Consider the following 25,627-nt stretch of genomic DNA (forward strand, 5'->3'; position numbering starts at 1 on the left):
CAGCGATGAACCAAGCCGAAAAAGACGTTGCCCGCTATCGGACCAATGCCGAAAAACTCGAAACCGCCGGTCTCTATCACCCGGATATGGAGCATGATGCCTGTGGCGTCGGCCTGATTGCCGCCATCGACGGCAAGCCCCGCCGCGAAGTGGTCTTACGCGCCATCGAAGCCCTGAAGGCGGTGTGGCACCGCGGTGCGGTCGATGCAGACGGCAAAACCGGCGACGGCGCGGGCCTGCACATTCAGGTGCCGCAAAGCTTCTTCCTCGATCAGATCAAACAAACCGGCCATGTGCTGCGTTCACCCCGCATCGCGGTAGGTCAGATATTCCTGCCGCGCACCGACGCCAATGCGCAGGAGATCTGCCGCACCATTGTGGAATCGGAAATCCTGCGCGCCGGGTTTTATCTGTATGGCTGGCGTCAGGTGCCGGTTGATATTTCGGTCATTGGCGAGAAAGCCAATGCCACCCGCCCGGAAATCGAACAGGTGATGTTTGATGCCGGTGACAGCGAAGATCTTGAAGCCCTCGACCGCCGACTTTATCTGTGCCGCCGCCGCATTGAAAAAGGCGTGCGTAATGCGGCGATCAACGATTTCTATATCTGCTCGTTGTCGACCCGCTCGGTGATCTACAAGGGCATGTTTTTGGCCGAGCAACTGTCGAATTTTTATCCCGATCTGAAAGATGATCGTTTTGTCTCAGCCTTTGCCATCTTCCATCAGCGCTATTCGACCAACACTTTCCCGACCTGGCGTCTGGCCCAACCTTTCCGCATGCTAGCCCATAATGGTGAAATCAACACGCTGAAGGGCAACGCCAACTGGATGAAGAACCACGAGGTCAAGATGGCCTCGGATCTGTTCGGGGCGGCGGGCGATGACATCAAACCGATCATTCAGCCGGGCAGCTCGGATTCTGCCGCGCTGGATGCGGTGTTCGAGGTGATGGTGCGCGCCGGTCGTACCGCGCCACTGGCCAAATCGATACTGGTGCCGGAAGCCTGGTCAAAACAGGCTTCCACCATGCCGGAAAGCCACCGTGCGCTGTATGCCTATGCCAACGCGGTGATGGAGCCATGGGATGGCCCGGCCGCACTGGCCGCCACCGATGGCCGCTGGGTCATTGCCGCGATGGACCGCAACGGCCTTCGCCCGATGCGCTATTCGCTGACCAAAGAAGGGCTGCTGTTTGTCGGTTCGGAAACCGGCATGGTGGTGCTGAACGAGGCGTCGGTCACCCGTAAAGGGCGGCTGGGGCCGGGGCAGATGATTGCGCTCGATCTGGTGACCGGAAAATTCTTTGAAGACCGCGCCATCAAAGACAAGCTGGCAGGCGAATACCCCTATGAACGCTGGACCAAGAATGTCGTCGATCTCGACCCCATCATCGACAAAGGTGGCGAGAAGCGCATCTTCGACAAGGATGATCTGAAGCGCCGCCAGATTGCCGCGGGCTTTAGCCATGAAGACATGGAAAGCGTGCTGCAGCCAATGATCGACGGCGGCAAGGAACCGCTGGGATCGATGGGCGATGACACGCCGCTGGCAGTTTTGTCGGAACGCTATCGCCCGCTGTCGCATTATTTCCGCCAGAATTTCAGTCAGGTTACCAACCCGCCGATTGACCCGTTACGCGAAGCCCGCGTGATGAGCCTGAAAACACGTTTCCGCAACTTAGGTAACGTGCTGGTGCATGACGAAAAACAGACTGAAGTTTATGTGCTGGAAAGCCCGGTAATCTCCACCGGCATGTTCGAGCGCATGAAGAACCATCTTGAAGGCCGGTTCTACGAAATCGACTGCCTGTTCGAACCAAGCCACGATGGCGCACTCGGCGAGGCCATCGAACGCATCCGGGCGGAAGCCGAAGAAGCCGTGCTGCAAGGCTATGGCCATCTGATCCTGACCGACGAGCGCGTGACGGAAGGTAAAGCCGCCGTACCGATGATTTTGGCCACCGGGGCGGTGCATTCGCATCTGTCCCGCCGGGGCCTGCGCACCTACACATCGATCAATGTGCGTTCAGCCGAATGTCTCGACACGCATTATTTTGCCGTGCTGATCGGCGTCGGGGCCACCACCGTCAACGCCTATCTGGCGCAGGAATGCATTGCCGAGCGTCATGCCAAAGGCCTGTTCGGCAAACGATCCTTAGAAGACTGCGTGCGGCGTTATCTCGATTCCGTCAGCGCCGGACTTTTGAAGATTATCTCTAAAATGGGCATCGCGGTGATCTCGTCTTACCGCGGCGCCTATCTGTTCGAAGCGGTCGGACTGTCGCGTTCTATGGTGGCGGATATTTTCCCCGGCATGTCGAGCCGGATTTCCGGTATCGGCCTGTCCGGCATTGCTAAGAAAACCGCCCGTCAGCACGCGCTGGCTTTTGCGCCGGGCAGCCATATGTCTGTGGGCGGATTTTATCGCCTGCGCAGCAGTGGCGAAACCCACGCCCACAATGCCGAAACCATCCGGTTATTACAGGAAGCGGTGACCACCGAATCCTATTCGACCTATCGGCGCTATGTTGAAACCATACGGGCCCAGCCCGCAGTGAATTTGCGCGATCTGCTCGATTTTCGCCCCAACGCGCACCCGACTCCGCTGGACGAGGTGGAATCCATCACCGAAATCCGCAAGCGGTTTTATACCCCCGGCATGAGCCTTGGTGCGCTGTCGCCGGAGGCCCACGAAGCCCTCAACATCGCCATGAACCGCATCGGGGCCAAATCCTGTTCGGGTGAAGGTGGCGAAGACCCCATTCGTTTTCACCCCAAGGAAAACGGCGACAACCCCAATTCAGCCATCAAACAGGTGGCCTCGGCCCGCTTTGGCGTGACGGCGGAATATCTCAACCAGTGCCGCGAAATCGAAATCAAAGTGGCGCAGGGTGCCAAACCCGGCGAAGGCGGTCAGTTACCCGGCTTCAAGGTGACGGAATTTGTCGCCCGCCTGCGCCACGCCACACCGGGCGTGATGCTGATCTCGCCGCCGCCCCATCACGATATTTATTCGATCGAAGATCTGGCCCAGCTGATCTATGATTTAAAGCAGATCAACCCCACCGCGCGGGTCTGCGTCAAGCTGGTGTCGGCCACCGGCATCGGCACCATTGCCGCCGGGGTGGCCAAGGCCAAGGCCGACGCCATCGCCATTTCGGGCCATAATGGCGGCACGGGGGCATCCCCGCTTAGCTCGATCAAATATGCCGGCATTCCATGGGAAATGGGCCTGACCGAAGCCCATCAGATTCTGACGCTGAACAATCTGCGCCACCGCGTGACGTTGCGCACCGATGGCGGTTTGCGCACCGGGCGGGACATCGTCATGGCCGCGATGATGGGGGCAGAAGAATTTGCCATCGGCACCGCGGCACTGATTGCGCTGGGCTGCATCATGGTGCGCCAATGTCATTCCAACACCTGCCCGGTCGGCGTCTGCACCCAGGATGAGGAACTGCGTAAAAAGTTCGCTGGCGCCCCCGAACGCGTGGTCAACCTGTTCAGCTTCATCGCCGAGGAAGTGCGCGAAATTGTTGCCGCACTGGGCTTTAAGCGGTTGGAGGAACTAATCGGTCGCACCGATCTTTTGTATCAGATCAGCCGCGGGGCGGAGGAGCTCGACGATCTCGATCTGAATCCGCTTCTGGTCCAGGCCGACCCGGGCAGTTATTCGCGCCATTCCACCCGCAAGGAACGCAACGCCGTTCCCGATACGCTGGATGCGCAGATTGAGGTCGATGCCGCCCCGCTGCTCGATCACGGCGAGAAGATGCAGCTGACCTATAATGTGCGCAACACCATGCGCTCGATCGGGGCGCGTATCTCGTCACACATCGTCAAAAAGTGGGGCATGAATGTGCTGGCACCAGGCCATCTTACGCTGCGCTTGCGCGGCTCCTGTGGCCAGTCGCTGGGGGCCTTTGCCGTACAGGGCTTAAAAATCGAAGTCTTCGGTGATGCCAATGACTATGTTGGCAAGGGTCTGTCGGGAGCAACCATCGCGCTGCGCCCGATGCCCTCGGTCAGCTTTGCCCCGCGCGATAACACCATCATCGGCAACACGGTGCTGTATGGCGCCACGGCGGGCAAATTATTCGCTGCGGGCGGCGCAGGCGAGCGTTTTGCCGTGCGCAATTCCGGCGCGGTGGCGGTGGTGGAAGGCGCAGGCTGTAACGCCTGTGAATATATGACCGGGGGTATGGTCGCGATTCTCGGCCCGGTGGGCGATAATTTTGCGGCGGGCATGACCGGCGGCATGGCTTTTGTCTATGACACCGATGGGCGTTTTGAGGACAAGCTCAACCCCGACAGCATTGTGTGGCAGCGGGTCGAAATGCCCTATTGGGAAGAAACCCTGCGCGCGCTGATCAGCGAGCATCAGATGGAAACCGGCTCGGAATTTGCCGGTGAAATCCTCAGCCGCTGGGATGACGAACTGAAACGCTTCTGGCAGGTGGTGCCCCGTGAAATGGTGGACCGCCAGACCCACCCGCTTGCCCAACCCGAACGCACCGCAGCGGAATAACGTTCAAGGCTTGCCCTGAACCAACCCATCGGCTACATACCCCCCCAGGGTATATAGCCGATGAGGTCAGCCGATGCAGCACGACACCAAAATTCTCGCCCGGTTAAACCGCATTGAAGGTCAGGTGCGTGGCGTTGCCCGCATGGTGGTGGAAGAACGTTACTGCATCGACATCCTAACCCAGATCCGGGCCACCAAGGCCGCGCTGGCGCGGGTAGAGCGCGAGGTGCTCAAAGCGCATGCCGAGGGCTGCATTACAGCCGCGATTGCCAGTGGCGATGCCGTGGAACAATCCCAGAAGTTTTCCGAGTTGGTTGAGTTGCTGCTTGCGCAGGATAAGTGACGATGGAAAAAGTGTTCGATCCGGTTTGTGGTATGTCGCCCGATGCCACCGTGGCGCGCTCCAAGGGGCTGCACAGTATCTATGGCAGCAAGGATTATTATTTCTGCAGCGCGGGCTGCAAGGCGCGCTTCGAAGCCGAGCCGCTGAAATATCTTGGCCGCGACCCGGTATGCCGCATGACGCCGAACAAATTTCTGGCACGCGACAAGGGTAACACCTACACCTATCAGGGTACGGAATATTTCTTCTGCTGCGCCCGCTGCAAAGAAAAATTCAGTGCCGCACCCGAACAATATTTACGGGACGCCCCGCCACCGCCCCACACCAAAGCGGATGCCAAGGCGCTTTATACCTGTCCGATGGACCCGGAGATTGTGCAGCATGGCCCCGGCACCTGCCCCAAATGTGGCATGGCGCTGGAACCGATGGCCCCCAGTCTGGAAGATGACGACAGCGAATACCGTTCGATGCGCTGGCGCTTCTGGTTATCCCTGATCCTGACGCTGCCGGTGGTGGCGCTGGCGATGTCGCCCTGGTTGCCGCCCTTGCCGGTGCCCGCCATCTGGATCGAAGCCGTGCTGGCGGTTCCGGTTGTGCTGGTCTCGGGTGGGTTCATCTTCACGCGCGGGGTGCGCGGCATCCTCAGCGGTCACGCCAATATGTTCACCCTGATCGGGCTGGGCATGCTGGTCACGCTGGCCGCCAGTCTGGTGGCGCTATTCTGCCCCGGACTAATCCCCAGCGCCTATCAGAACATGCAGGGGCCACCAGTTTACTTTGAAACCGCCACCACCATCGTCACGCTGGTGCTGCTGGGGCAGATGCTGGAATTAAAGGCCCGTGCCCGCACGGGGGCCGCACTGAAAAGCCTGTTGCAACTGGCCCCGAAAACCGCCCGGCGCCAAACCACCCGCGGGTTCGAGGATGTGGCGCTGGCCGAGATTGCCCTTGGTGACGTGCTGCAGGTCCGCCCCGGCGAGGCAGTGCCGACAGATGGCGTGGTGATCGAGGGCACAAGCGCGCTCAACGAGGCGATGATGACCGGGGAATCCCTGCCCGTGGCCAAAGCAGTCGGCGATGCGGTGATCGGTGGCACCCTGAATGGCGAGGGCGTGCTGCTGATCCGTGCGCAAGCGGTCGGCGCAGCCACGATGCTGGCCAAGATCATCGCACTGGTGGCCGAAGCCCAGCGCAGCCGGGCCCCGATGCAGAATCTGGCCGACAAAGTCGCCGCCTGGTTTGTACCGGTGGTGGTGCTGGCCGCGCTGCTGGCAGCCGGGGCGTGGCTCTATTTCGGAGCATCCTTTGCCATGGCGGCGATGGCGGCAACCTCGGTGCTGGTCATCGCCTGCCCCTGCGCATTGGGTCTTGCCACGCCGATGTCGGTGATGGTGGCGGTGGGCAAGGGGGCCCGCGCGGGGGTGCTGATTAAAAACGCTGCCGCACTGGAAGCTTTGGCACGGGCCAAAACACTGGTGCTCGACAAGACCGGCACCCTGACCGAGGGCAAGCCCAGGCTGATCGCCGTTCGCAGTGTAAACTGTCAGGAAAACACCGTGCTGACGCTGGCCGCCGCGCTGGAACAGAACAGCGCCCATCCGCTGGCCCACGCCATCTGCAGCGCGGCGACGGAACGCGGCCTTACCCTGCCCCACGCCACCGTTTTTGCCTCGATCGCCGGGCAGGGTTTACGCGGCCTGATCGACGGCGTCACCGTGATGATCGGCCGGGCCGAGTTTTTGCCCGCCCCGGTATCGGCCGCTTTAAGCACCGAAGCCGAACATCTGCGCGAGCAAGGCGCCAGCGTGATGTTCGTTGCCGCAGCCGAGGATGTCGTCGGCCTGATCGCGGTGATGGACCCGCTGAAAGAAAATGCCGCTCAGGCAGTCAAAGCACTGACCGCCACCGGCCTGAAACTGGTGATGGCTTCGGGCGATGCCGAACCGACGGTGCGCGCGGTCGCCGGGCGTATCGGCATTGAACATTTCGCTGCCGGAATGACACCACAAGGCAAGATGGACCTGATCGTTCGCCTTAAAAAAGATGGCCCGGTCGCCTTTGCCGGGGATGGTGTCAACGACGCCCCGGCGCTGGCTGCCGCCGATATCGCCATTGCCATGGGCACCGGATCGGATGCCGCCATTGCCGGCGCCGCCATCACCCTGCCCCAGGGCGAGATGACGGCGCTGTTGCGCGCCCGGCGGCTGGCCCGCGCCACCTTACGCAATATGAAGCAGAATCTGTTTTTCGCCTTTGTCTATAACGTCATCGGCGTGCCGCTGGCGGCGGGCGCGCTGTACCCGTTCACCGGTGGGCTTCTGTCACCCATGATTGCAGCGGCGGCGATGAGTGTCAGTTCGGTCTCGGTGATTGCCAATGCGCTTAAGCTTGCTCGCGTGAAATTGTAGCGCATCGGCGCCGGGATGGACTAAAACAGCCGCAGCCGGCGTTTACCGGCATGGGGTTATTTTCTAAGGACATCTCATCATGACACGACATTCGATGCCGATCGCCTGTGCGGCGGCTTTGGTGCTGCTGATTGGGGCGGGCTTTGGCGCCGAAGGCGACCACGCCAAAGGCACGGGCTATCTGACCGGGGCCGACAAAATCGATTCCACCCAGTTTCTGGCCCCGCCACCGGCGGTGGGCAGCGTGCAGTTTGCAGCAGATGAAGATGTTTTTCTGCGCATGCGCGCGCTGGAAGGTTCTGAGCGCTGGAAGCTGGCCACCAATGATGATGATTTATCGACCGATGCCTTGATGCGGGATTTTTCCTGTGCGCTGGGTGTGACCTTTGACAGCAAGACAGCACCAAAGTTTGCCGCGCTGTACAACAAGGCGGCCAATGATGCCGGAAATGCCATTGGCTCGGGCAAGGAATTCTTCAAGCGCCCGCGCCCGTTGCAGCATAACGATCTGCCGCTGTGCGTACCGCATGACAAATATGCATCGAGCTATTCCTACCCCTCGGGCCATTCGACGCTAAGCTGGACCTTTGCCTCGATCCTGATGGCGGTGGCACCGGATCGCACCGGGGCGATTGCGGCCCGGGCTCGCGGCTTTGGCGAAAGCCGGGCGGTGTGTGGCGTGCACTGGGCGTCGGATGTTGAGGCCGGACGTCTGGCCGCCTCAAGCGTATTTGCCGCCCTGCAGGGCAACAAAGCGTTCCGGGGGGATCTGAAAGCCGCGCGGGAAGAAATCGACCACCTGCGCGCCCATGCGCCCAAGCCCGCCGCCGATTTCTGCAAGGTGCAGGACAGCGCCGCCAAACGGCCCTGGTAAGCCAAATTCGCGTAAAAATAGTGACAGACTGTCGCCCGCCAGACTTCCCGCCCTGACTATGGCTTGAAGCTGGCGGGTGTTTTGTTCTACAGCCGCCCCGTTGAAATGTGGAAATGCTCGGAAAGGGCGGCTATGCGTTCGCTGAAAAAAATGTGGCACGGCAATGGGGAACGCAAACCCTGGCTGACCCGGATTTTTCTGGTGCTGTTCACCCTGTTGGTGCCGCTGCCCATTCTGTATCTGATCATCTTCCGCTTTGTGCCGGTGGTGGGCACACCACAGATGGTGCTCTATCTCGTCACCGGGCGCGACGTGCGTTATTCTTGGCAGAGCTATGGCGAGATTTCCCCGGCGTTAAAACGCTCGGTCATTGCCTCGGAAGATCAGAAATTCTGTACCCATCATGGCTTCGATATGGACAGCATCGAGCAGACCATCGAAAGCCACGACGCCAACCCGCACAAGCGTATGCGCGGGGCCAGCACCTTAAGCCAGCAGGTTGCCCGCACCCTGTTCCTGCTGCCGGTGCGCAGCTGGGTGCGCAAAGGCATGGAAGCCTATTTCACCGTGCTGATCGAGGCCCTGTGGCCGAAGAAGCGGATCTATCACGCCTATCTGAATCTGGTGGACTGGGGTAACGGCAATTTCGGCGCGCAGGCCGCCGCGCAGGATTATTTCCATGAGCCCGCATCAGAGCTGACCAAAATTCAGGCCGCGCGCCTTGCCACCATTTTGCCCAACCCGGATGTGTGGCGCGCTGACAAACCCGGTGCCTTTGTCGCCAAGCGCTCCAAGGTTATCAAAGGCCGTGCCGCCGATGTCCGCCGCGACGATCTGGATTTCTGTGTGCGCTGAAACACACCAGCCCGCAGAAACCATGTGGGCATACACGTATCAGTAGAATACACATACCATTATAGTTATAGATAATTTTGGTGCGGCACAGGAACTAATACCTAATCTGTGCCACTTCTGTATAATAGCCAGATTCGTACCATGTACGAAATGTCCGCATATATTCATGGCAAACTGAGGGGATTACCGCGTGTTTTTTAAAACCATACACCGGGCGAATTTGCGCCGGGTCTTATTGCTGTCCGCAAGCCTGATGGCGTCATCTGTTACATTTGCAGAAATGGATGCAGACACCACAATTGCTGCCGATACGACATTCGACGCAACACAAACATATACCGCCCCGCTGACGATTACGTCAGGCGCTTCCCTCACCCTTGGTGACGGAAGTGCGGGCAGCACGGTGTCACTGACCACTCCGAGCATCACGGATAACGGCTTGCTGGTGATCGAGACCAATAACACGTCCACCTTATCGGCCCCGATCAGCGGCAGCGGTTCACTGTATCTGGCCAGCGGCAGCACACTCGTCCTGACCGGTGCAAACACCTATACCGGCACCACCACGATCAATTCCGGAGCACTGCTGCAAATCGGCAGCGGCGGCACCACCGGCAGTGTTGCCGGGAATATTATCGATAACGGCAGCGTGATTTTCAACCGCACCAACGACTACACCTATTCCGGCACCATTTCCGGAACCGGCATGGTGGAGATTGCCCACGGCATTGTCTATCTCACCGGCATGAACACCTATACAGGCGGCACCACGATTGATACCGGAGCCGTGCTGGCCCTTGGTACTGGCGGCACAACCGGTTCCATCACGGGCGATGTCGTCGATAACGGCATGCTTTATTTTACCCGTTCGGATGCCATCACCTTTGCGGGCGATATTTCCGGTTCCGGCGCCGTCGAACTCACCGGCGGAAACGCGGTTACCCTTACGGGCAGCAACAGTTATACCGGATATACATTTCTTGAAGATAGCAGTACACTAATTGCCGGAAGTTCCACGGCGATTTCCGCGAACTCCACATTTTATGTTGATGACGGTGGTACGCTGGCTCTCAACAATTATGACACCACGATCAAATCGATATCCGGCTCTGGCACAATCACACTGGGCAGCGGCGATCTGACTATTTCCAGCGGAGGATCCTTCTCTGGCGTGATTTCCGGCACCGGCGCACTGGATGTAGCGGGCGGCACACTGATCCTGACCGGTGCAAGCACCTATATCGGTGGCACCACGATTGACAGCGGGGCTACTCTGCAAATTGGCAATGGCGGCACCACCGGCAGCATTATAAGCCCGATTGTCGATAACGGCACACTGGTCTTCAACAGAACGGATGCCATAACATATAGCAACGTCATTTCTGGAAGTGGCAACGTAACGATTACTACAGGCACGCTCAACCTCACGGGTGCAAACACCTATACCGGTACCACCACCATCAATTCCGGAGCAATGCTACTCCTCGGTAATGGCAGCACGAGTGCCACTACGGGGTCGATAGTCAGTGATGTTGTGAATAACGGTACTCTAGAATTCAACCGATCTGACAGCATAACCTATGCCGGGAACATTTCCAGTTCCGGTGATGTCAGCATCAGTGCAGGGGGCTCAGTTACCTTTACCGGCAGTAACAGCTATTCCGGATACACCTACATTACCAATGGCACACTGATTGCCGGAAGTGCTAATGCCCTATCCTCCAACAGCATCATTTCCATTTCGAGTACAGGATCGCTGAACCTCAACGGGTCCAATGCTTCTGTTCCGGCACTTTTTGGTTATGGCACGGTCACCCTGGGCAGTGGAACACTGACACTCACAGACAGTGGAAGCAGCAACTATGCAATTTACGAATATGCCGGCATTATTTCCGGCACCGGCGGCGTGACACTCTCGGCAGGGACGCTCTATCTCACTGGTGAAAACACCTATACCGGCACCACCACCATCGCCAGCGGCGCATCTTTATACATCGGCCATGACACCACCACCGGCAGTGTCGCCGGCAATATCGTCGATAATGGTACCCTGAATTTTTACCGCACCGACGATATCACCTACAGCGGCACGATTTCCGGCAGTGGTGACGTGCATAAGTGGGGTAGCGGGGTTATGACCCTGACCGGCAGTAACAGTTATACCGGGACGACATATATTGGTGGCGGGACACTGCGCCTTGGATCTGAAACCGCATTGCCATTGACTACAGCGGTTACGATTTATGGCACACTCGACCTTAATGGTTACAACAGCACGATCAATTCTCTGGAGGGCTCAGGATCGGTGACACTTGGCAGTGCTACACTGACGCTCAACAATGGTGGTAATTACTCTGGTGTTATTTCCGGCACCGGCGGGCTCAGCCTCAGCAACAATACCCTGACACTGACCGGCGAAAACACCTATACCGGCACCACCACCATCGCCAGCGGGACATTATTATATATCGGCAATAATGGCACCACCGGCAGCATCGCCGGTAATATTATCGATAACGGTACACTGCGGTTTTATCGGTCAGACGATATCACCTATAGCGGTGCTATTTCCGGCAGTGGCGAGCTAACCAAACTTGGTGCCGGTGTTCTGACCCTAACCGGTACAAACAGCTATAGCGGCATAACAGAGATCGCTAACGGAACCTTACGCGCCGGTTCCACCACAGCCCTGTCCGCGCAAAGCATCATAACGATTGATGCGGGGGCTACGCTGGATCTGGCCAGTTATAACAGCACAATTTCAGGTCTGACGGGGAGCGGCAGCGTGACACTGGGCAGTGCAACACTGACGCTCAACAACGGCGGCCTCTACACCGGTGTAATTTCGGGTACCGGCGGGCTCAGCCTCGGCAGCGGCACGCTGACACTGGCGGGTGATAACAGCTATACCGGAACCACTACCATCGCCAGCGGGGCGACACTGCAGCTTGGGGTTGGCGGCACCACCGGCAGCGTTGCCGGGAACATCGCTAATAATGGCAGCCTGACCTTTAACCGATCAAATACACTCAGCTATGCCGCTGTGGTGTCGGGGACAGGCAGCTTGACCGTCAATAGCGGAATGCTAATCCTAAACGGGATCAACACCTACACCGGTGCCACCATCGTCAATGCCGGAACGTTGCAGATCGGCGATAAAAACCACAGCACCGCCAGCATTGTCAGCAGTGTTACAGTAGAAAATGATGCAACATTATCCGGACACGGAACGATTTACGGCAGTGTCACCGCAGAAGATGGGGCAACCATAAAACCGGGTGGCTCGATCGGCACCTTGTCGATTTCCGGCAATTTTGTCATGGCGTCTGGCAGCACACTGGAAGTCGAAATGTCCGGCGATCAGTATTCAACCGTCGCCGTCACCGGTACAGCCGCCATCGGCGGCACGCTTGTGATTGATGCGGATACGGACCTGACACCCGGTACGACCTATACCCTTGTCTCTGCCAGCAGTGTCAGCGGCAGTTTTTCGAGTGTTGAGGTTTCCGGTCTCGACAGTGATACCGTCTATAGCCTGACTGCCACGGGCACATCGCTGTCACTGACCAGCACATCCTCTGCCCCATCGGTCTCAGGTCTGTACAGCGATCTTGTTACCGCCAGCTTTGCAACACTGCATACACTGAACACAACACTGCTGGAACACCCGCAACAGGAACAGGCCGGTATTGCCGCATGGGCAACTTCGTTCGGTCATGCCGCAACGCAGGAGCATACGGGTGATGCACAAAGCTTCAGCACACGAGGAGCAGGCATTATCGGCGGCTTTGATGTCCGGCAGGAAAGTGGTTTCCACTACGGCATTGCCGCCGCCTTCGATCAGACGGCGCTTTCGGTTCAGTCCGGTGGTGGAAAGGGGCTGACAAACACCGCCTATTTTGCTGCCAATGCAGGGCTCACTCTTGCGTATGGCCAGGTTGATGGCGGCCTGTTCTACGCCTTCGACAAAACAGGGGCCTATCGGGATGAGATGAAATCTGCACCTGACAGCCACAGCTTCGGCGTTATGGCGCAATACAGCATCCGTCTTGATGATGTCATGCCCTATGCCCGCCTCAGCTATGTCCGCCTGTATCGCGACGCCACCACGGAAATCGGCGGCAGCGATAACATTGCGGTTGCGCAGAGAAACTACAACTCGCTACGCAGTGACATCGGGGCACAGTACAGCCACGATTTCGATCTTGGCGATGCGGTAAAACTGACACCGGAAGCAGGTTTGGGTCTGTCCACGGAGCTGGCCAGCTCTTCGCGTAAGGCCATCGCACAGCTCAGCAGTGATACATCAAGCTGGATAGCGCCGAATTATGCCAAGCCTGATAACTTCTCCTATACCGCACGGGCGGGGCTGACCCTGAAAATTGATCAGGATCTGGCATTTTCGATCTATGCCAGTGGCCGTAAGGGTAAGCATGGTGAAGAAGGCATGCTGGGGCTTAATGGCAGCTTCCGCTTCTGATCCAGATATCAAAAAAAGGCCGGTGGTATCTCCACCGGCCTTTTCGTTTACGCCTACCAGAACTGCTTATTTTGCGGCTTTGGCAATAATGGTTTCGACATAGACTTTCGTCTTATGCCACGCGGCAGCATCGGCAATCATGGTTTCGACGCCACGCGTTTTCTTCCAGCCCAGAACCCCGCCCGCTTTGGTGCTATCGGCAATCAGGGTGGCCGGGTCACCGGCGCGCCGCTCCACCGTACCCGGTGCAAAGTCGGGGCGGTTCAGTTCTTTGCGGGCGGCATCAACAATTTCCTGTACCGAGTAGCCTTCGCCGCTACCCAGATTGAAAATATTGTTTTCCCCACCCTTCAGCAGGTAATGCAGCGCCCGAACATGGGCGTCGGCCAAATCCATGACGTGGATATAGTCGCGCACCGCCGTGCCGTCGCGCGTCGGATAATCGGTGCCGAAAATCTTGAAACCACGGGCCAGATCCAGCACATCCTGCACCGCCTTGGGCGCATCGATCAGCCCCAGTACCAGACGCGGCAGAAGATGGGTTTCGGGGAAATGAGTTTCCCCTAAGCCTGCTTCTGGTGCCGCACCCGCCACGTTGAAATACCGCAGCGTGGCCGAGGTGATGCCATCGATTGTCCGAAGATAGGTTTCGGCTTCGAGCTTCGACTGACCATAGGGATTGATCGGCTTGGTCGGACGGGTCTCGACGATGGGATCGGGTTCCGTCACTTCGCCATACACCGCGGCGGTAGAGGAAAACACCACATGCTTCACACCACATGCGGCGATCGTGTTGAAGAAGATCTTCGCCTTGTCGCGATTATTGGTGAAGTATTTTTCCGGGTTCTTAACCGACTCCCCAACCTCGATAAAGGCGGCGAAGTGTAAAGCAGCGACGGGCTTAAACTCGGCACAGACCGCGCGGACAAAATAGGCATCGCCGACATCGCCCTGACGGAACGGGCCGGATTTGTCCGCCGCCCATTTGTTGCCGTTGACCAGACTGTCGATCACCACCGGAGTGAAGCCTGAGGATTTCAAAAGATGCGCGACATGGCTGCCGATATAGCCCGCGCCCCCCGAAACCAGAACGACCTTGTTTTCTGCCATGATATTTCGCCTTTTACTGAGCTTTTTTCAGGCCGTAGGTCGAGATCAGGCGGCCTTGCGGATTTTCCTTGGACACAAACGCCCACCAGTCATCGGTCTGATCCTTCGCCACCAACGCAATGATCGAACCACCGAAACCACCGCCGCAAATGCGCGCGCCATTGACGCCGAAACGGTTGGAGGATTCAACCAACGCATCGATTTCCGGGATGGTAACTTCAAAATCATCGCGCTGTGAAATATGGCTTTGCGCAATCAGCGCCGCCTGGGTCTTCACATCGCCCGCTTCCAAGGCTTTGACGAATGCCAGCACACGTAGGTTTTCGGTCACGACATGGCGGGCACGCTTACGGATCAGCGGATCGGCCAAAGCTTCTACCTTGGGCAGGTCTGCTTCGGTCAGTTCACACAGAGTCTGTACTTTAAGCGCATCCCGCGCTGCAGTGCATTCTGCTACGCGCTGGCGATAGCCGCCACCTTTGGCCAGATCATGCTTCTTGCCGCAATCGACCAGCATCACCACCTCGTCGGGGGGCAGCGGATACTGCTGATAGGCCAGCGTCTTGGTGTTGAGCAATAAAGCCTGACCGGGACGTCCGACCGAGGACGCAAACTGGTCCATCTTACCGCACGGCACGCCGACAAAATCATGCTCAGCGACATGGGCCATCAGGGCGATTTCTTCATCGCTTAAAGTCAGTCCGTACAGCCCTTTGAGCGAGCGGATCACCGACACGCACAGCGCCGCTGATGACGAGATCCCGCTGCCAAACGGTACTTCACTTTCGATATGGATCGACAGCGCAGGCAGCTTGACCTTTTCCGCCACGGTTTTGACCGAACCCATGACATAATCGGTCCAGCCATCGCGCGGGGGCTCGGCTGTGTTCAGCACCAGCTTCTCGTCCGGGAAGCGGCCACTGGTCAGCGTCACCGATCCGGCAGGGCCGGTTTCTTCGGTGACGGTGGCCGTGGTGTAGAACGGCAGCGGCGTGGGCAGCACATGCCCGCCATTGGTGGCGTAATCGGTATGTTCGCCGATCAGATTGGCGCGCGCGGGCGCCTTGGCGGTAAAGCTGCTCACAGGGAACCCTCCAGTTTAACATTACGCAGATTTTCAGCCGCCTGTTCCGGCAGCATATCGACCAGATACGAGCCAGCCCCCTGCTCGACGCTGGCCAGGAATTTCAGCTTCGTCGCAGTGCGCAAGCTCGGATAGAATTCAACATGGAAGGGGAAGAAAGCTTCCATGCCGCGCGGGGCGGCGTAGGCCAGCATGACATAGGGGCAATCGCGGCCGAAGAAGGCATCGTATTGGCGTTGCACCTGACCAAGCAGAGCGGCGAAATCGCGAACCTCGGCATCGGTCATGTCGGACGGGCGGGCACGGAACGTCTTGGGCGCAATCCACACTTCATAAGGCAGGCGTGCGAAGGGCGGAATAAAAGCCGTGACGGTTTCAGTCTCGCCCACCGCATAGGTCTTGCTTTGCGTCAGCGGCTGGATCGAATAGCCGTCCTTGAAGCTCTGCGCCATGGTGCCGATGACTGGCGGCATGAAGGGGAAGGCATAGATCTGGCCGTGGGGGTGCTGCAGTGTGCAGCCGGCTTCCTCGCCACGGTTTTCAAACGGCATTACCACTTCGACGTCGGGCAACTCGGCCATCAGGCGATTAACGCGGTCGCCCCAGACGCGGATCAGAAGCTCACGCCGTTCCGCCGGTAAGGTACCCATCTTGCCGGTATGGTCGGCGGAATAGACGATGACCTCGCAATTGCCGGCAACACTGTCGATCGCAATGCCAAGCGCATCCAGCCCGGCAATCGGTTCGGGCTTGGGGCAATGCTTCTGCAGCGAGGAAAAGCGGTTGTCGAACACCGCCACCGAGAAATCCTTAACCGGGATCTCGCCATCGGGGGCTTCCGGGCACAAAGGACAGGCATTGGCGGCGGGCTTAAAAGTCCGGGTCTGGCGATGCGCGGAATAGACCACCCATTCGCGGCGCACCGGGTGCCAGCGGCGATGGGAATGACCAAGGACATGCTGGCCCTCGCCCTCCGGCCACGCGGGCGGGTTGGAGAAATCACCATATAAATGCAGGCTGCGCCCGTCAGGCATGGTGAAAGTCTGAGACTTTAATTTCGAATCGCTCATCACAAACCGGCCATATGTGTTTTCGTGGCAGCTCACCCCGGCACGGCCGGAGCAAAACGCCCTCTGATCCAGACTGTTAGGAACCGTGAAGAACCCCGTTTTCAGGCAAATCCGCGCCACCGGCCTTACGGTAGGCAGCATGTCTCAAATAGAGGCGAAAGCCCCGCCGCAAGGCTCCTACCCGGCGGGGTCCGTACCTATGATTTATATTATAATTTGCCCCATCCCTGTCAAGCATAGCCATCTGGCCAGCCCTGGGACAGATCCGCGCCCTTAAAATCCGCAAGCGACAACCCATTAAATTTTGTGGCGATTACCCATCCGCAGCGGACACACAGCTATCTTTAAAAAAGCATGATAAACTCACTTTGCGACGGCGTTACGATACCGTAAAGTACCCGCCATGCGACGCATCATTCATCTTGTTTTTTCGCCGGCTTCGCGGCTGGCGCGTCTTATGATTGGGGAAAAGCGCCTCGCCTGCGACTATTTGCTGGCGGAGGATGCGTCGGCGCATCTGCCTGTCTTCGTCGATCAGGATGAAACCCGCTGCGAGGGCCTGTGGGCCATCGTCGATCATCTTGAAGGCGAATATGAAAACTATCCGCTGTTCCCCGAAGATACGGCCACACGGCGCGAGGCCTTGCGCTGGCTTGATCTGATGATGGGCGTGTTTCCCGAAATCGTCACCCGGCGCATCGTGTTTGAAAAAGCCAATCCGCGTTTTACCGGTGCCCCGTCACGCTCGACACCGGATATGAACGTCATCCGCAAAGGGCGCGAGGAATTGCACAAAGCCCTGACCGCTTATGGCGCCATTGTCGAGGAGCGCGGCAACCTGACCAGCAAGGCCTGCACCATCGCCGATCTGGCGCTGGGGGCCAATCTGTCGGCGCTCGACTATTTCGGCGAAGTGAAATGGAATGATTATCCCGCCATGCGGGAGTGGTATATGCGCATCAAATCGCGCCCGGCTTTCCGCTCGCTTCTGGCCGACCGCGTCCCCGGCCAACCGCCGGTGATGCATTATGCCGAACTCGACTTCTGAAATCCCGACGCCTGCCGACACACTGACCGCGATCCGGGCGGCGGCAACAGCGGAAGGCTTTGACCTGATCCGCATAGCCCCGCCGACACTGCCTGCGGATGCTGGGGGCCGCCTGCGTCGTTTTCTGGCAGCCGGATACCACGGCACCATGGAATGGCTGGCACGCAACGAAGAAAAGCGGGCCGATCCCCAAACCCTGTGGCCCGAGGCTAAAAGCGTCATTATACTGGCGATGCGCTATGATCCGCCTGCGGACGGACGCGGGGATAACGCCATAGCCGCGTATGCGCTGGGCGATGATTATCACGATGTCATCAAGAAACGCCTTAAAACACTGGCCGGATGGATGGTCACGGCGTTTGGCTGCGAGGTCAAAGTGTTCGTCGATACCGCGCCGGTACTGGAAAAATCCCTGGCCGAACAGGCCGGGCTCGGCTGGCAGGGCAAACACACCAGCCTGATCAGCCGCGAGCTCGGCAACTGGTTTTTCCTCGCTGAAATTTTTACCACGCTGGAACTGCCACCTGATCGTCCGACTACGAATCATTGTGGGGCCTGTCATGCCTGTCTTGCGATCTGCCCGACCGGGGCGCTGACCGGACCGGGCGAAATGGATGCACGGTTGTGCATCTCGTACCTGACCATCGAGCATAAAGGCCCCATACCACGCCACTTACGGGCCCCAATTGGCCCGCGCGTTTATGGCTGCGATGCCTGTCTGGCGATTTGCCCATGGAACAAGTTTGCCAAAATGGGGGCTGATCCGCAGCTCATGCCCCGCCCCGGCCTTGCCGCGATGGACGTGCAGGATTTCATCGGCCTTGATGATGCCGGCTTCCGGGCACTGTTCCGAGCCTCGCCGATCAAACGCATTGGCCGGGACCGTTTCATCCGCAACGTGCTGATCGCGCTTGCCAACACACCCCGCCACGACCTGATGGCCGATATTATCCGGCTTCTGGATGATGCCTCGGCGCTGGTACGTGGCGCCACAGTGTGGGCGCTGGGCGAACTCGATCCGCAGGAAGCCATGCGGCAGAAAACACTGCGCCTGCCCGCCGAAACTGATGCAGATGTGCGGACGGAATGGAATGCGATTAATGCACCGTGATCGGTTTGGGGTCCGGCCCCATTTCCTGAATCAGCTTCTTGGCCGCCAGCGCCGCATCGCCCCGGCCCCTGGCCGCTTTCTGCCAATCCTTGCGCGCCCCGACGCGGTCGCCCGCCTCGTATTTCATGCTGCCGCGTTCAACCAGCGCCGCCGGATAATCGGGATAAAGCGTCAGCGCACGCAAAATATCCGACGCCGCATCGGTTTGATGGCCCAGCGCACGGCGGGCACTGGCACGCAACGACAACAGATCCGCCCGATCCTGATCGATCAGAATTGCGGCGGACAGATCGGCCTCGGCCCCATACCAATCCTTGACCAGAGCGCGGGCGCGGGCCCGACCGGCATGCATTTCAACATCATTGGGTGTCAGCGACAAAGCGGTCGTGAAAGATGCCACCGCCTTGCGCGGCTGACCGGCCAGTAACCAGGCATTACCGGCCTGATCGGCCAGCGCCGCCCGCTCGTCTGAAGCGCCAATGTCCTTGCCCTTGGACAGGCTGTCGAGCCGGCTGGCCGCATCGCCATAGCGCTTGAGCGCAATCATCGCCAGCGCCAGACAATGGGTAGCCGGGGCCGCACCGCCGCCCGCCTGCCATTGGGTCGCTTCAACCAGCGCCTGCTTGGGATTCTTCTGCGTCAGACGGATACAGCCGTTATAATCGTTGAAATTCTCTGCCGCGGCCGGAACCGCAAGGGCCGCTGCGGTACAGAACAGAACAATCAAGCGTTTCATTGTGCGATCTCCGCATAAAGGGCGGCGATCGTCTCGCCCAGCAAGGTCAGATCAGACGGTGTCGACAAACGGTGGTCACTGTTTTTCAAATATGTCAGCCGCACATCGCCTGCGATACTCTCGACCAGTTTAAGGCTACGCTGCCACGGCACGCTCTGGTCCTTCATGCCGTGCAGAATACGAATGGGGAAATCCACCGTGATCGTTTTATCGAGCACCGTGTTGGCCCGCCCGCTTTCAATGAAGGCCCGCGTGATCGGATAGGTGCCGGTCTCGTCGGTATAATCCCACGCTCCGGTCTCCCAGATGGTTTTCTGCACCTCGGGCGGCAAGACATCCCACATCAGATCATCGGTAAAATCCGGGGCCGGCGCCAGCCAGATGACACCGGCGATATGTTCAGGCCGCGCCCGCATCAGCAGATTGGAAATCCACCCGCCCATGCTGGAGCCGATCAGAATCTGCCGGCCCGAGGTAAAAGTGTCGAAAACCGCCAGCGCATCATCCCGCCAGCGCGTAATCGTCGCCGCCGCGAAGTCACCGCTGGAACGACCATGGGCCGAATAATCAAAGCGCAGGCAGGCCTTGCCGTGACGGGCCGCCCAATCGGCAACATAGGCCGCCTTGGTGCCGGTCATATCGGAGCGGAAGCCCCCGACCCAGACCAGACCGACATTGGGCCCCGGCCCTGTGCCATCCGTATGGATATAAGCGAGCTTTTCGCCCTCGTGATCGAGAAAACCAACATCCGTCATGGCGCAAGGATCCTTATTTTCCAAAGCCCGTCTCGTCATCGCATATTTTTTCGTGGGCGAACACTGTATAAAGCTTTAAGCAAGAAACCGCGTTACGCTGAGGCGCTGCATCCGGCGTATGGTTACGCCCCGGACGCAGGCGTGCAGGAATCTCGTGGAGGTTGGTATGTCGCATACGGTACTGGCCAGGCATTTGGTCAAAACCAGCCATTTTCTGGTCTTTTTGTTTCTTGCCAGCCTTACCCTGGTGACGACACCCGCCACCGCGCAGGATATGCCCCCCCACGCCGCCCCGACGACCCACGTGCAGATTGTGCCGCTGCCACCGGTGGGATCAGAAAATTTCGATCCCGTGCGCATTACCGACGCCTATCTGGCCAAGGTAAGCGGTGCGGCCCGGGCCAAATCCGACGCCTATTTCGAGGGCGGTTATATTCTGTCGGTGGTGGATATGATCTACGCACTGGCGGTGGCCGCTGGTTTCCTGCTCACCGGCTTTGCCGCCCGGCTGCGCGATGGATGTCGCAACCGGATATCACGCCGCTGGTTACAAACACCGGCCTTCGTCGCCGCCTATCTTGGGATCAGCACGGCGGTGACACTGCCGCTGACGATATATGAAGGCTTTTTCCGCGAACATGCCTATGGCCTGTCGAACCAGAGTTTCGGCGGCTGGGTCGGGGATTTTGCCATTCAGTTCGCACTCAGCCTGATCGGGCTCAGCCTGCTGATCAGCCTGATTTATGCCGTGGCAAAAAAAGCCAAAAAACTGTGGTGGCTGTGGGGCACCGGGCTCAGCATTGCCTTTTTTGCCTTCCTTCTGGTGATCCAGCCGGTATTTATCGAGCCGTTGCTGAACCATTACAGCCCCCTGCCCGACAGCGGCATGAAATCGGCGATTATCTCACTGGCGCATGCCAACGGCGTGCCAGCGAAGAATGTCTATGTCTATGACGCCTCGCGCCAGACTAACCGGATTTCCGCCAATGTTGCGGGCTTTCTTGGCACCACGCGTATCGCGCTGAACGACAATCTGCTCGATCAGTGCAGCCCGTCGGAAGTGCTGGCCGTGCTGGGGCACGAGATCGGCCACTATGTCATGAACCATGTCGGGCTCATGCTTCTCGAATTTGCGTTTTTGCTGGCGGCACTGTTTGCGCTGGTGGCCCATTCTTTCCGCGCGCTGATGAAGCGTTTTGGCGTGAAATGGGGCATCAGCGGCGAAACCGATCCGGCTGGGTTACCGCTGATGGTGGCGCTGTTCTCGTTTTTCATGTTCTGGGCCACGCCGGTGTTCAACACCATCACCCGCACGGCGGAACAACAGGCCGATGTATTCGGCCTCAACGCCGCACGTCAGCCCGACGCCTTTGCCGAGGTTGCGCTGAAACTCAGCACCTATCGCAAGCTTGACCCCACCGCATTCGAGGAGTTGTGGTTTTACGACCACCCGTCAGGACGCACCCGCATTCTGACGGCTATGCGCTGGAAAAAGGCCCATATGGCCGATCCCGATATTGCCTCTGGCCCGATCTCGCCGGGCCAGGGCGCTGGGCCAAATTCAGGCTGGAAGTAACGGACGCAAACGATACCCGTCACACCACATGCCATCCCCGGCGTGGGCGAAGGTACGTGGGACCACCATGAACGAAATAAACCCGCGCACCTTACGGCAGCGCGGCGCCCAGCTTCGATAAAAACTGATTGGCGATGATGCGCTTTTCATCATCCCAGTCGGCCAGATGACCGACCGCAAGCTGGGCCTGACTTTTCAGGATCACACCGTCTTCGAGAATCTTGAGGCCATTGGCCACCAGCGTCGAACCGGACGAGGTGATATCGACAATGATTTCGGCCGTACCCGCGGTGGGCGCGCCTTCGGTGGCCCCGGAACTGGGCACAATGCGGTAATCGGCAATCCCGGCGCGGGCAAAAAAGCGGCGGGTCAGCCGGGCATATTTGGTTGCCACGCGCAGGCGGCGGCGATTTTTCAAAGCAAACGCAGCGCAGACATCGTCGAGGTCTGCCATGGTGAACACGTCGATCCAGCTGCGCGGCACCGCCACCACCACATCGGCGAAACCAAAACCGAGCGGCTTGAGCAACGACACCCGACCTTCAATATCGGGCGAGGTTTCGCGGATAAGATCTTCACCGGTGACGCCAAGATGGACATCGCCCGACACCAGGCCGGCGGCAATTTCGGACGACGCCAGCAACATAACATCGATACCGGGCAAGCCATCGACCACGGCGCGATAGCCGCGCGCGCCCGAGACCTGGGTCATTGAAATGCCGACCTTGGACAGCCGCGTGCTGAGCTGATCGCGCAGACGGCCTTTGGACGGAATGGCCAACGTCAAGGGTTCACTCATTGGGCACCTCCCCGGGCGGCAAAAATCTTTTCAGGACTCAAAGCGCAGCCTACGGCGGTGGTACCGCGCGGCCCTCCCAACGCCTCCATCAGCGTGTCATAACGGCCGCCACCGGCCACTTCCAGTGCGCCGCCCCCGGCGCGCGCCCAGAACTCGAACACAAAGCCGGTGTAATATTCGAGGTTACGACCAAAATGACCGACAAAGGTAATCTTACCCGACGGCACACCGAGCTTTTCCAGGGTTACCAGCCGCTGTTCCATCGCCTTGATCGGTTTTTCCATGGTGATGAAGACAGACTTGGTCAGCTTGCGAACCTCGGCCAGGGCCTGCGGCGCGGGGCCTTTGATGGCAAGAAACCCTTTGATCATATCGGCGACTGACGCCTTGAGCCGGGGCGAGGTACCATCGGAGGCCTGCAAAATCAGCCGGTCGATAATTTCCTCGCGGGAACGCCCAGCCATCGGAGCCTCGACCTCTTTATCGAGCAGTGCCTCGATGGCGGGGCGCAGCTCGGCGGACTTCAGACTATGCAGATCTTCAATGACCCGTTCGGCATCATTGCCCGCGCCCTTGACCATGCGGTCGAGCAACGCTTCGAAATAGCCGGTGCGCCAGAAATGGCGTTTTAAGCGCCCGCGCCATTGTTCCGGCACCTCCAGCGCATCGACTAGGGTGGAGAACATCTGCAGATCACCGATGATCATCTGGAAACTGCGCAGACCAGAGGCGCGTAGCGCCTCCACCGTCAGGGTGAGCATTTCGGTTTCACCGGCGACGCGATCTTCCAGCCCCAAGAGTTCGGCACCGGTCTGGGCAAATTGCCCCGGCTCGTTTTCGGCGCGATAGCGGAAGGTCGGCCCGCGATAGCACAGCCGGGCCGGTAAGGGCCGTTTGCTGTCGACAGCATATTTACAGGCCGGAATGGTCAGATCGGGGCGCAGGCATAATTCGCTGCCAGCCGGATCGGTCAGCTCGAATGTCCGCCTACGGATTTCCTCGCCGGAGCGGTCGACGAACAATGTCGCCGGTTGCAGGATTGATGGCTGGATACGACCATACCCCTTGTCCTGAAACACCCCCAGGATCGACGTGCTGATATCTTCCAGCGCGGTGATCTTGTCCTGCTCCAACGTCGGAAATGTCGGCATACCTTACGCCCCTCTTAGCAAACCCTGCACCTGCGCCACCAGATCAGTGCGGGGCACCGAAACCTGTGCGGCGCGTGCGCCAACCCATTCGGCCCGGCTCTCCATCGCTTTGGACAGCTCGGCCCCCTTCTTGAGATCCTTGATCGTGACCTGACCGGCGGTGCGCTCGTCCGAGCCTTCCATCACCACCAGGGCCGCGCCGCGCTTGTCGGCATATTTCAGCTGATCGGGCACCTTCTTGTTGCCGACATAGGTTTCTGCCCGGATACCTGCGGCGCGTAAATCCCGCGCCAGTGCGAAACTCTCGGCTGGCTCGCCCATATTGAGCACGACCACCAGCGGGGCCTCTTCGCCGGATAACCCGCGCTGGGTCATGGCGGTGAGCAGACGGCTGACGCCGATGGAAACGCCGGTGGCCGGGACGGTCTGACCGGTGAAGCGTGCGACGAGATCGTCGTACCGCCCGCCCCCCGCGACAGATCCAAAGACAACTTCCTGACCTTCGTCATTTTTGACTTTAAAGGTCAGCTGCGCCTCGAACACCGGGCCGGTGTAATAGTCGAGGCCACGGATGATCGAGGTATCGGGAACGATTTGATCCGTGCCGAAACCGTTCAGGCGGCACAGCTGCACAATGGTTTCGATCTCGGCGATCGCGTCGACTGCCGCATCACTCTCGCCCAGAACATCTTTGAGCTTGACCGCGAAATCCTCGGCCTGACCGATGGCCAGAAACGCCAGAATCTTAGCGGCAGCCACGTCTGACAATTCGGCACCCTTGGTAAAGTCGCCGGATTCATCTTTGCGTCCCGCCCCCAGAAGCGCCCGCACCCCGGCATCACCCAACCGGTCGAGCTTGTCGATGGCGCGCAGCACAATCCCGCGGCGGGCCGTTTCTGAAGCGGGCAGATCGGCGGCCACCATCAGGCAATCGAGCAGTTTACGGCTGTTGAGCTTGACGACATAGTCGCCACGCTTGAGCCCGAGCGCCTCGAGCGTATCGGCCAGCATCATCAACAGTTCGGCGTCTGCCGCGGGGGAGTTGGACCCCACCGTGTCGGCATCGAACTGGATAAACTGGCGAAAACGCCCCGGACCGGGCTTTTCATTGCGCCACACCGGGCCGACCGCATAGCGGCGGAACGGCTTGGGCAGGAACTGGAAATTCTCGGCGACATGGCGGGCCAGCGGCGCGGTCATGTCATAGCGCAGCGACAGCCACTGATCATCGTCGTCTTTGAGCGAAAACACCCCGGCATTGGGCCGGTCGACGTCGGGCAGGAACTTGCCCAGCGCATCGGTATATTCGAAAGCTGGGGTTTCCAGCGGTGAAAACCCATAGGATTCATAAACTTGGCGAATAATGGCGATCAGGCGCTGCTCGGCGGCGATCTCGCCGGCCAGCCGATCACGAAAGCCGCGCGGAAGGCGCGCTTTGGGACGGATTGGTTTCTGATTCATGATGACCCTGCTACTCAACGGACTTGTATCGGCTCCGTCCCACATCGGCAAGGAAAAGACCGCACGCCGATAGGTTTTGCCATTTTATTGCGCCAACGGCATGACAAGACGGCAAAAAAGTCCGTTTTTTTTATACGAAACGGGCTTCTATTGCCTTGCGCTGGTGCCGCCTCAACGGCGGCAGGATAAACCGGGCGCAAGCAAATCGTAACCATAAATTGCACGCAGACGCACACC

Annotated in this window: 17 protein-coding genes; 9 read left to right on the forward strand and 8 right to left on the reverse strand. The window is 59.0% G+C overall.

What is annotated here, in order from left to right; translation table 11 throughout:
* Nucleotides 1-5: 5 nt before the first annotated feature.
* From gltB to ACZ5RI_RS14175, 6 genes are all read left to right on the forward strand, one after another.
* Nucleotides 6-4,529: a glutamate synthase large subunit gene (gene gltB / locus ACZ5RI_RS14150; protein WP_464513848.1), complete on the forward strand. Its 4,524-nt coding sequence runs from the start codon at nucleotides 6-8 to the stop codon at nucleotides 4,527-4,529.
* Nucleotides 4,530-4,602: 73 nt separating this feature from the next.
* Nucleotides 4,603-4,872 (forward strand): metal-sensitive transcriptional regulator, encoded by a 270-nt coding sequence (locus ACZ5RI_RS14155; RefSeq protein ID WP_464513849.1) that lies wholly within the window; start codon nucleotides 4,603-4,605, stop codon nucleotides 4,870-4,872.
* A gap of 2 nt (nucleotides 4,873-4,874) precedes the next feature.
* The gene (locus tag ACZ5RI_RS14160; protein ID WP_464513850.1) at nucleotides 4,875-7,280 is read left to right on the forward strand and encodes a heavy metal translocating P-type ATPase; all 2,406 of its coding nucleotides are present in this window, start codon (nucleotides 4,875-4,877) and stop codon (nucleotides 7,278-7,280) included.
* A 79-nt stretch (nucleotides 7,281-7,359) separates the two neighbouring features.
* Nucleotides 7,360-8,154, forward strand: coding sequence for an acid phosphatase (locus tag ACZ5RI_RS14165; RefSeq protein ID WP_464513851.1), 795 nt, complete (start codon nucleotides 7,360-7,362; stop codon nucleotides 8,152-8,154).
* 132 nt (nucleotides 8,155-8,286) lie between these two features.
* Nucleotides 8,287-9,009: a monofunctional biosynthetic peptidoglycan transglycosylase gene (gene mtgA / locus ACZ5RI_RS14170; protein ID WP_464513852.1), complete on the forward strand. Its 723-nt coding sequence runs from the start codon at nucleotides 8,287-8,289 to the stop codon at nucleotides 9,007-9,009.
* Nucleotides 9,010-9,262: 253 nt separating this feature from the next.
* Nucleotides 9,263-13,489, forward strand: a complete 4,227-nt coding sequence (locus ACZ5RI_RS14175; RefSeq protein WP_464513853.1) for an autotransporter-associated beta strand repeat-containing protein — start codon at nucleotides 9,263-9,265, stop codon at nucleotides 13,487-13,489.
* Between the two features lie 66 nt (nucleotides 13,490-13,555).
* Here ACZ5RI_RS14175 and galE read toward each other — a convergent pair whose 3' ends face one another.
* Genes galE through galT form a run of 3 tightly spaced genes read right to left on the reverse strand, consistent with a single transcriptional unit; the run spans nucleotide 13,556 to nucleotide 16,753 of the window.
* The gene (gene galE, locus ACZ5RI_RS14180; protein WP_464513854.1) at nucleotides 13,556-14,599 is read right to left on the reverse strand and encodes a UDP-glucose 4-epimerase GalE; all 1,044 of its coding nucleotides are present in this window, start codon (nucleotides 14,597-14,599) and stop codon (nucleotides 13,556-13,558) included.
* A gap of 13 nt (nucleotides 14,600-14,612) precedes the next feature.
* Complete coding sequence (gene galK / locus ACZ5RI_RS14185; protein ID WP_464513855.1) at nucleotides 14,613-15,683, reverse strand: galactokinase; 1,071 nt, start codon at nucleotides 15,681-15,683, stop codon at nucleotides 14,613-14,615.
* Nucleotides 15,680-16,753: a galactose-1-phosphate uridylyltransferase gene (galT, locus tag ACZ5RI_RS14190; RefSeq protein WP_464513856.1), complete on the reverse strand. Its 1,074-nt coding sequence runs from the start codon at nucleotides 16,751-16,753 to the stop codon at nucleotides 15,680-15,682. Before galT ends, galK begins: the two co-directional genes overlap by 4 nt.
* Before the next feature lie 457 nt (nucleotides 16,754-17,210).
* Between galT and ACZ5RI_RS14195 the strand changes: the two genes are divergently transcribed.
* Entirely contained in the window at nucleotides 17,211-17,801 is a 591-nt protein-coding gene (locus tag ACZ5RI_RS14195; RefSeq protein ID WP_464513857.1) for a glutathione S-transferase family protein, read from the forward strand.
* Nucleotides 17,782-18,912: a tRNA epoxyqueuosine(34) reductase QueG gene (queG, locus tag ACZ5RI_RS14200; RefSeq protein WP_464513858.1), complete on the forward strand. Its 1,131-nt coding sequence runs from the start codon at nucleotides 17,782-17,784 to the stop codon at nucleotides 18,910-18,912. The genes ACZ5RI_RS14195 and queG overlap by 20 nt, the downstream gene beginning before the upstream one ends.
* On the opposite strand, the gene ACZ5RI_RS14205 is transcribed toward queG, so the two are convergent.
* Entirely contained in the window at nucleotides 18,899-19,648 is a 750-nt protein-coding gene (locus ACZ5RI_RS14205; RefSeq protein ID WP_464513859.1) for a hypothetical protein, read from the reverse strand. The two genes, queG and ACZ5RI_RS14205, sit on opposite strands and share 14 nt — an antisense overlap.
* On the reverse strand, nucleotides 19,645-20,403 hold the full coding sequence (locus tag ACZ5RI_RS14210; protein WP_464513860.1) for an alpha/beta hydrolase: 759 nt from the start codon (nucleotides 20,401-20,403) through the stop codon (nucleotides 19,645-19,647). Before ACZ5RI_RS14210 ends, ACZ5RI_RS14205 begins: the two co-directional genes overlap by 4 nt.
* Before the next feature lie 166 nt (nucleotides 20,404-20,569).
* Here ACZ5RI_RS14210 and ACZ5RI_RS14215 point away from each other — a divergent pair, with 166 nt between their 5' ends.
* Complete coding sequence (locus tag ACZ5RI_RS14215) at nucleotides 20,570-21,979, forward strand: M48 family metallopeptidase (RefSeq protein ID WP_464513861.1); 1,410 nt, start codon at nucleotides 20,570-20,572, stop codon at nucleotides 21,977-21,979.
* Between the two features lie 91 nt (nucleotides 21,980-22,070).
* On the opposite strand, the gene hisG is transcribed toward ACZ5RI_RS14215, so the two are convergent.
* Genes hisG through hisS form a run of 3 tightly spaced genes read right to left on the reverse strand, consistent with a single transcriptional unit; the run spans nucleotide 22,071 to nucleotide 25,390 of the window.
* The gene (hisG, locus tag ACZ5RI_RS14220; protein ID WP_464513862.1) at nucleotides 22,071-22,778 is read right to left on the reverse strand and encodes an ATP phosphoribosyltransferase; all 708 of its coding nucleotides are present in this window, start codon (nucleotides 22,776-22,778) and stop codon (nucleotides 22,071-22,073) included.
* The gene (locus tag ACZ5RI_RS14225; protein ID WP_464513863.1) at nucleotides 22,775-23,929 is read right to left on the reverse strand and encodes an ATP phosphoribosyltransferase regulatory subunit; all 1,155 of its coding nucleotides are present in this window, start codon (nucleotides 23,927-23,929) and stop codon (nucleotides 22,775-22,777) included. Before ACZ5RI_RS14225 ends, hisG begins: the two co-directional genes overlap by 4 nt.
* 3 nt (nucleotides 23,930-23,932) lie before the next feature.
* On the reverse strand, nucleotides 23,933-25,390 hold the full coding sequence (gene hisS, locus ACZ5RI_RS14230) for a histidine--tRNA ligase (protein WP_464513864.1): 1,458 nt from the start codon (nucleotides 25,388-25,390) through the stop codon (nucleotides 23,933-23,935).
* Between the last annotated feature and the right edge of the window lie 237 nt (nucleotides 25,391-25,627).

The sequence above is a fragment of the Micropepsis pineolensis genome, from assembly GCF_055392125.1.

What these genes read in the sequence shown, in the direction of transcription:
- gltB (WP_464513848.1), top strand. Translation starts at nt 6, where the DNA reads ATGAACCAAGCCGAAAAAGACGTTGCCCGCTATCGGACCAATGCCGAA.
- ACZ5RI_RS14155 (WP_464513849.1), top strand. Translation starts at nt 4,603, where the DNA reads ATGCAGCACGACACCAAAATTCTCGCCCGGTTAAACCGCATTGAAGGT.
- ACZ5RI_RS14160 (WP_464513850.1), top strand. Translation starts at nt 4,875, where the DNA reads ATGGAAAAAGTGTTCGATCCGGTTTGTGGTATGTCGCCCGATGCCACC.
- ACZ5RI_RS14165 (WP_464513851.1), top strand. Translation starts at nt 7,360, where the DNA reads ATGACACGACATTCGATGCCGATCGCCTGTGCGGCGGCTTTGGTGCTG.
- mtgA (WP_464513852.1), top strand. Translation starts at nt 8,287, where the DNA reads ATGCGTTCGCTGAAAAAAATGTGGCACGGCAATGGGGAACGCAAACCC.
- ACZ5RI_RS14175 (WP_464513853.1), top strand. Translation starts at nt 9,263, where the DNA reads ATGGCGTCATCTGTTACATTTGCAGAAATGGATGCAGACACCACAATT.
- galE (WP_464513854.1), bottom strand. Translation starts at nt 14,599, where the DNA reads ATGGCAGAAAACAAGGTCGTTCTGGTTTCGGGGGGCGCGGGCTATATC.
- galT (WP_464513856.1), bottom strand. Translation starts at nt 16,753, where the DNA reads ATGAGCGATTCGAAATTAAAGTCTCAGACTTTCACCATGCCTGACGGG.
- ACZ5RI_RS14195 (WP_464513857.1), top strand. Translation starts at nt 17,211, where the DNA reads ATGATTGGGGAAAAGCGCCTCGCCTGCGACTATTTGCTGGCGGAGGAT.
- queG (WP_464513858.1), top strand. Translation starts at nt 17,782, where the DNA reads ATGCCGAACTCGACTTCTGAAATCCCGACGCCTGCCGACACACTGACC.
- ACZ5RI_RS14205 (WP_464513859.1), bottom strand. Translation starts at nt 19,648, where the DNA reads ATGAAACGCTTGATTGTTCTGTTCTGTACCGCAGCGGCCCTTGCGGTT.
- ACZ5RI_RS14210 (WP_464513860.1), bottom strand. Translation starts at nt 20,403, where the DNA reads ATGACGGATGTTGGTTTTCTCGATCACGAGGGCGAAAAGCTCGCTTAT.
- ACZ5RI_RS14215 (WP_464513861.1), top strand. Translation starts at nt 20,570, where the DNA reads ATGTCGCATACGGTACTGGCCAGGCATTTGGTCAAAACCAGCCATTTT.
- hisG (WP_464513862.1), bottom strand. Translation starts at nt 22,778, where the DNA reads ATGAGTGAACCCTTGACGTTGGCCATTCCGTCCAAAGGCCGTCTGCGC.
- ACZ5RI_RS14225 (WP_464513863.1), bottom strand. Translation starts at nt 23,929, where the DNA reads ATGCCGACATTTCCGACGTTGGAGCAGGACAAGATCACCGCGCTGGAA.
- hisS (WP_464513864.1), bottom strand. Translation starts at nt 25,390, where the DNA reads ATGAATCAGAAACCAATCCGTCCCAAAGCGCGCCTTCCGCGCGGCTTT.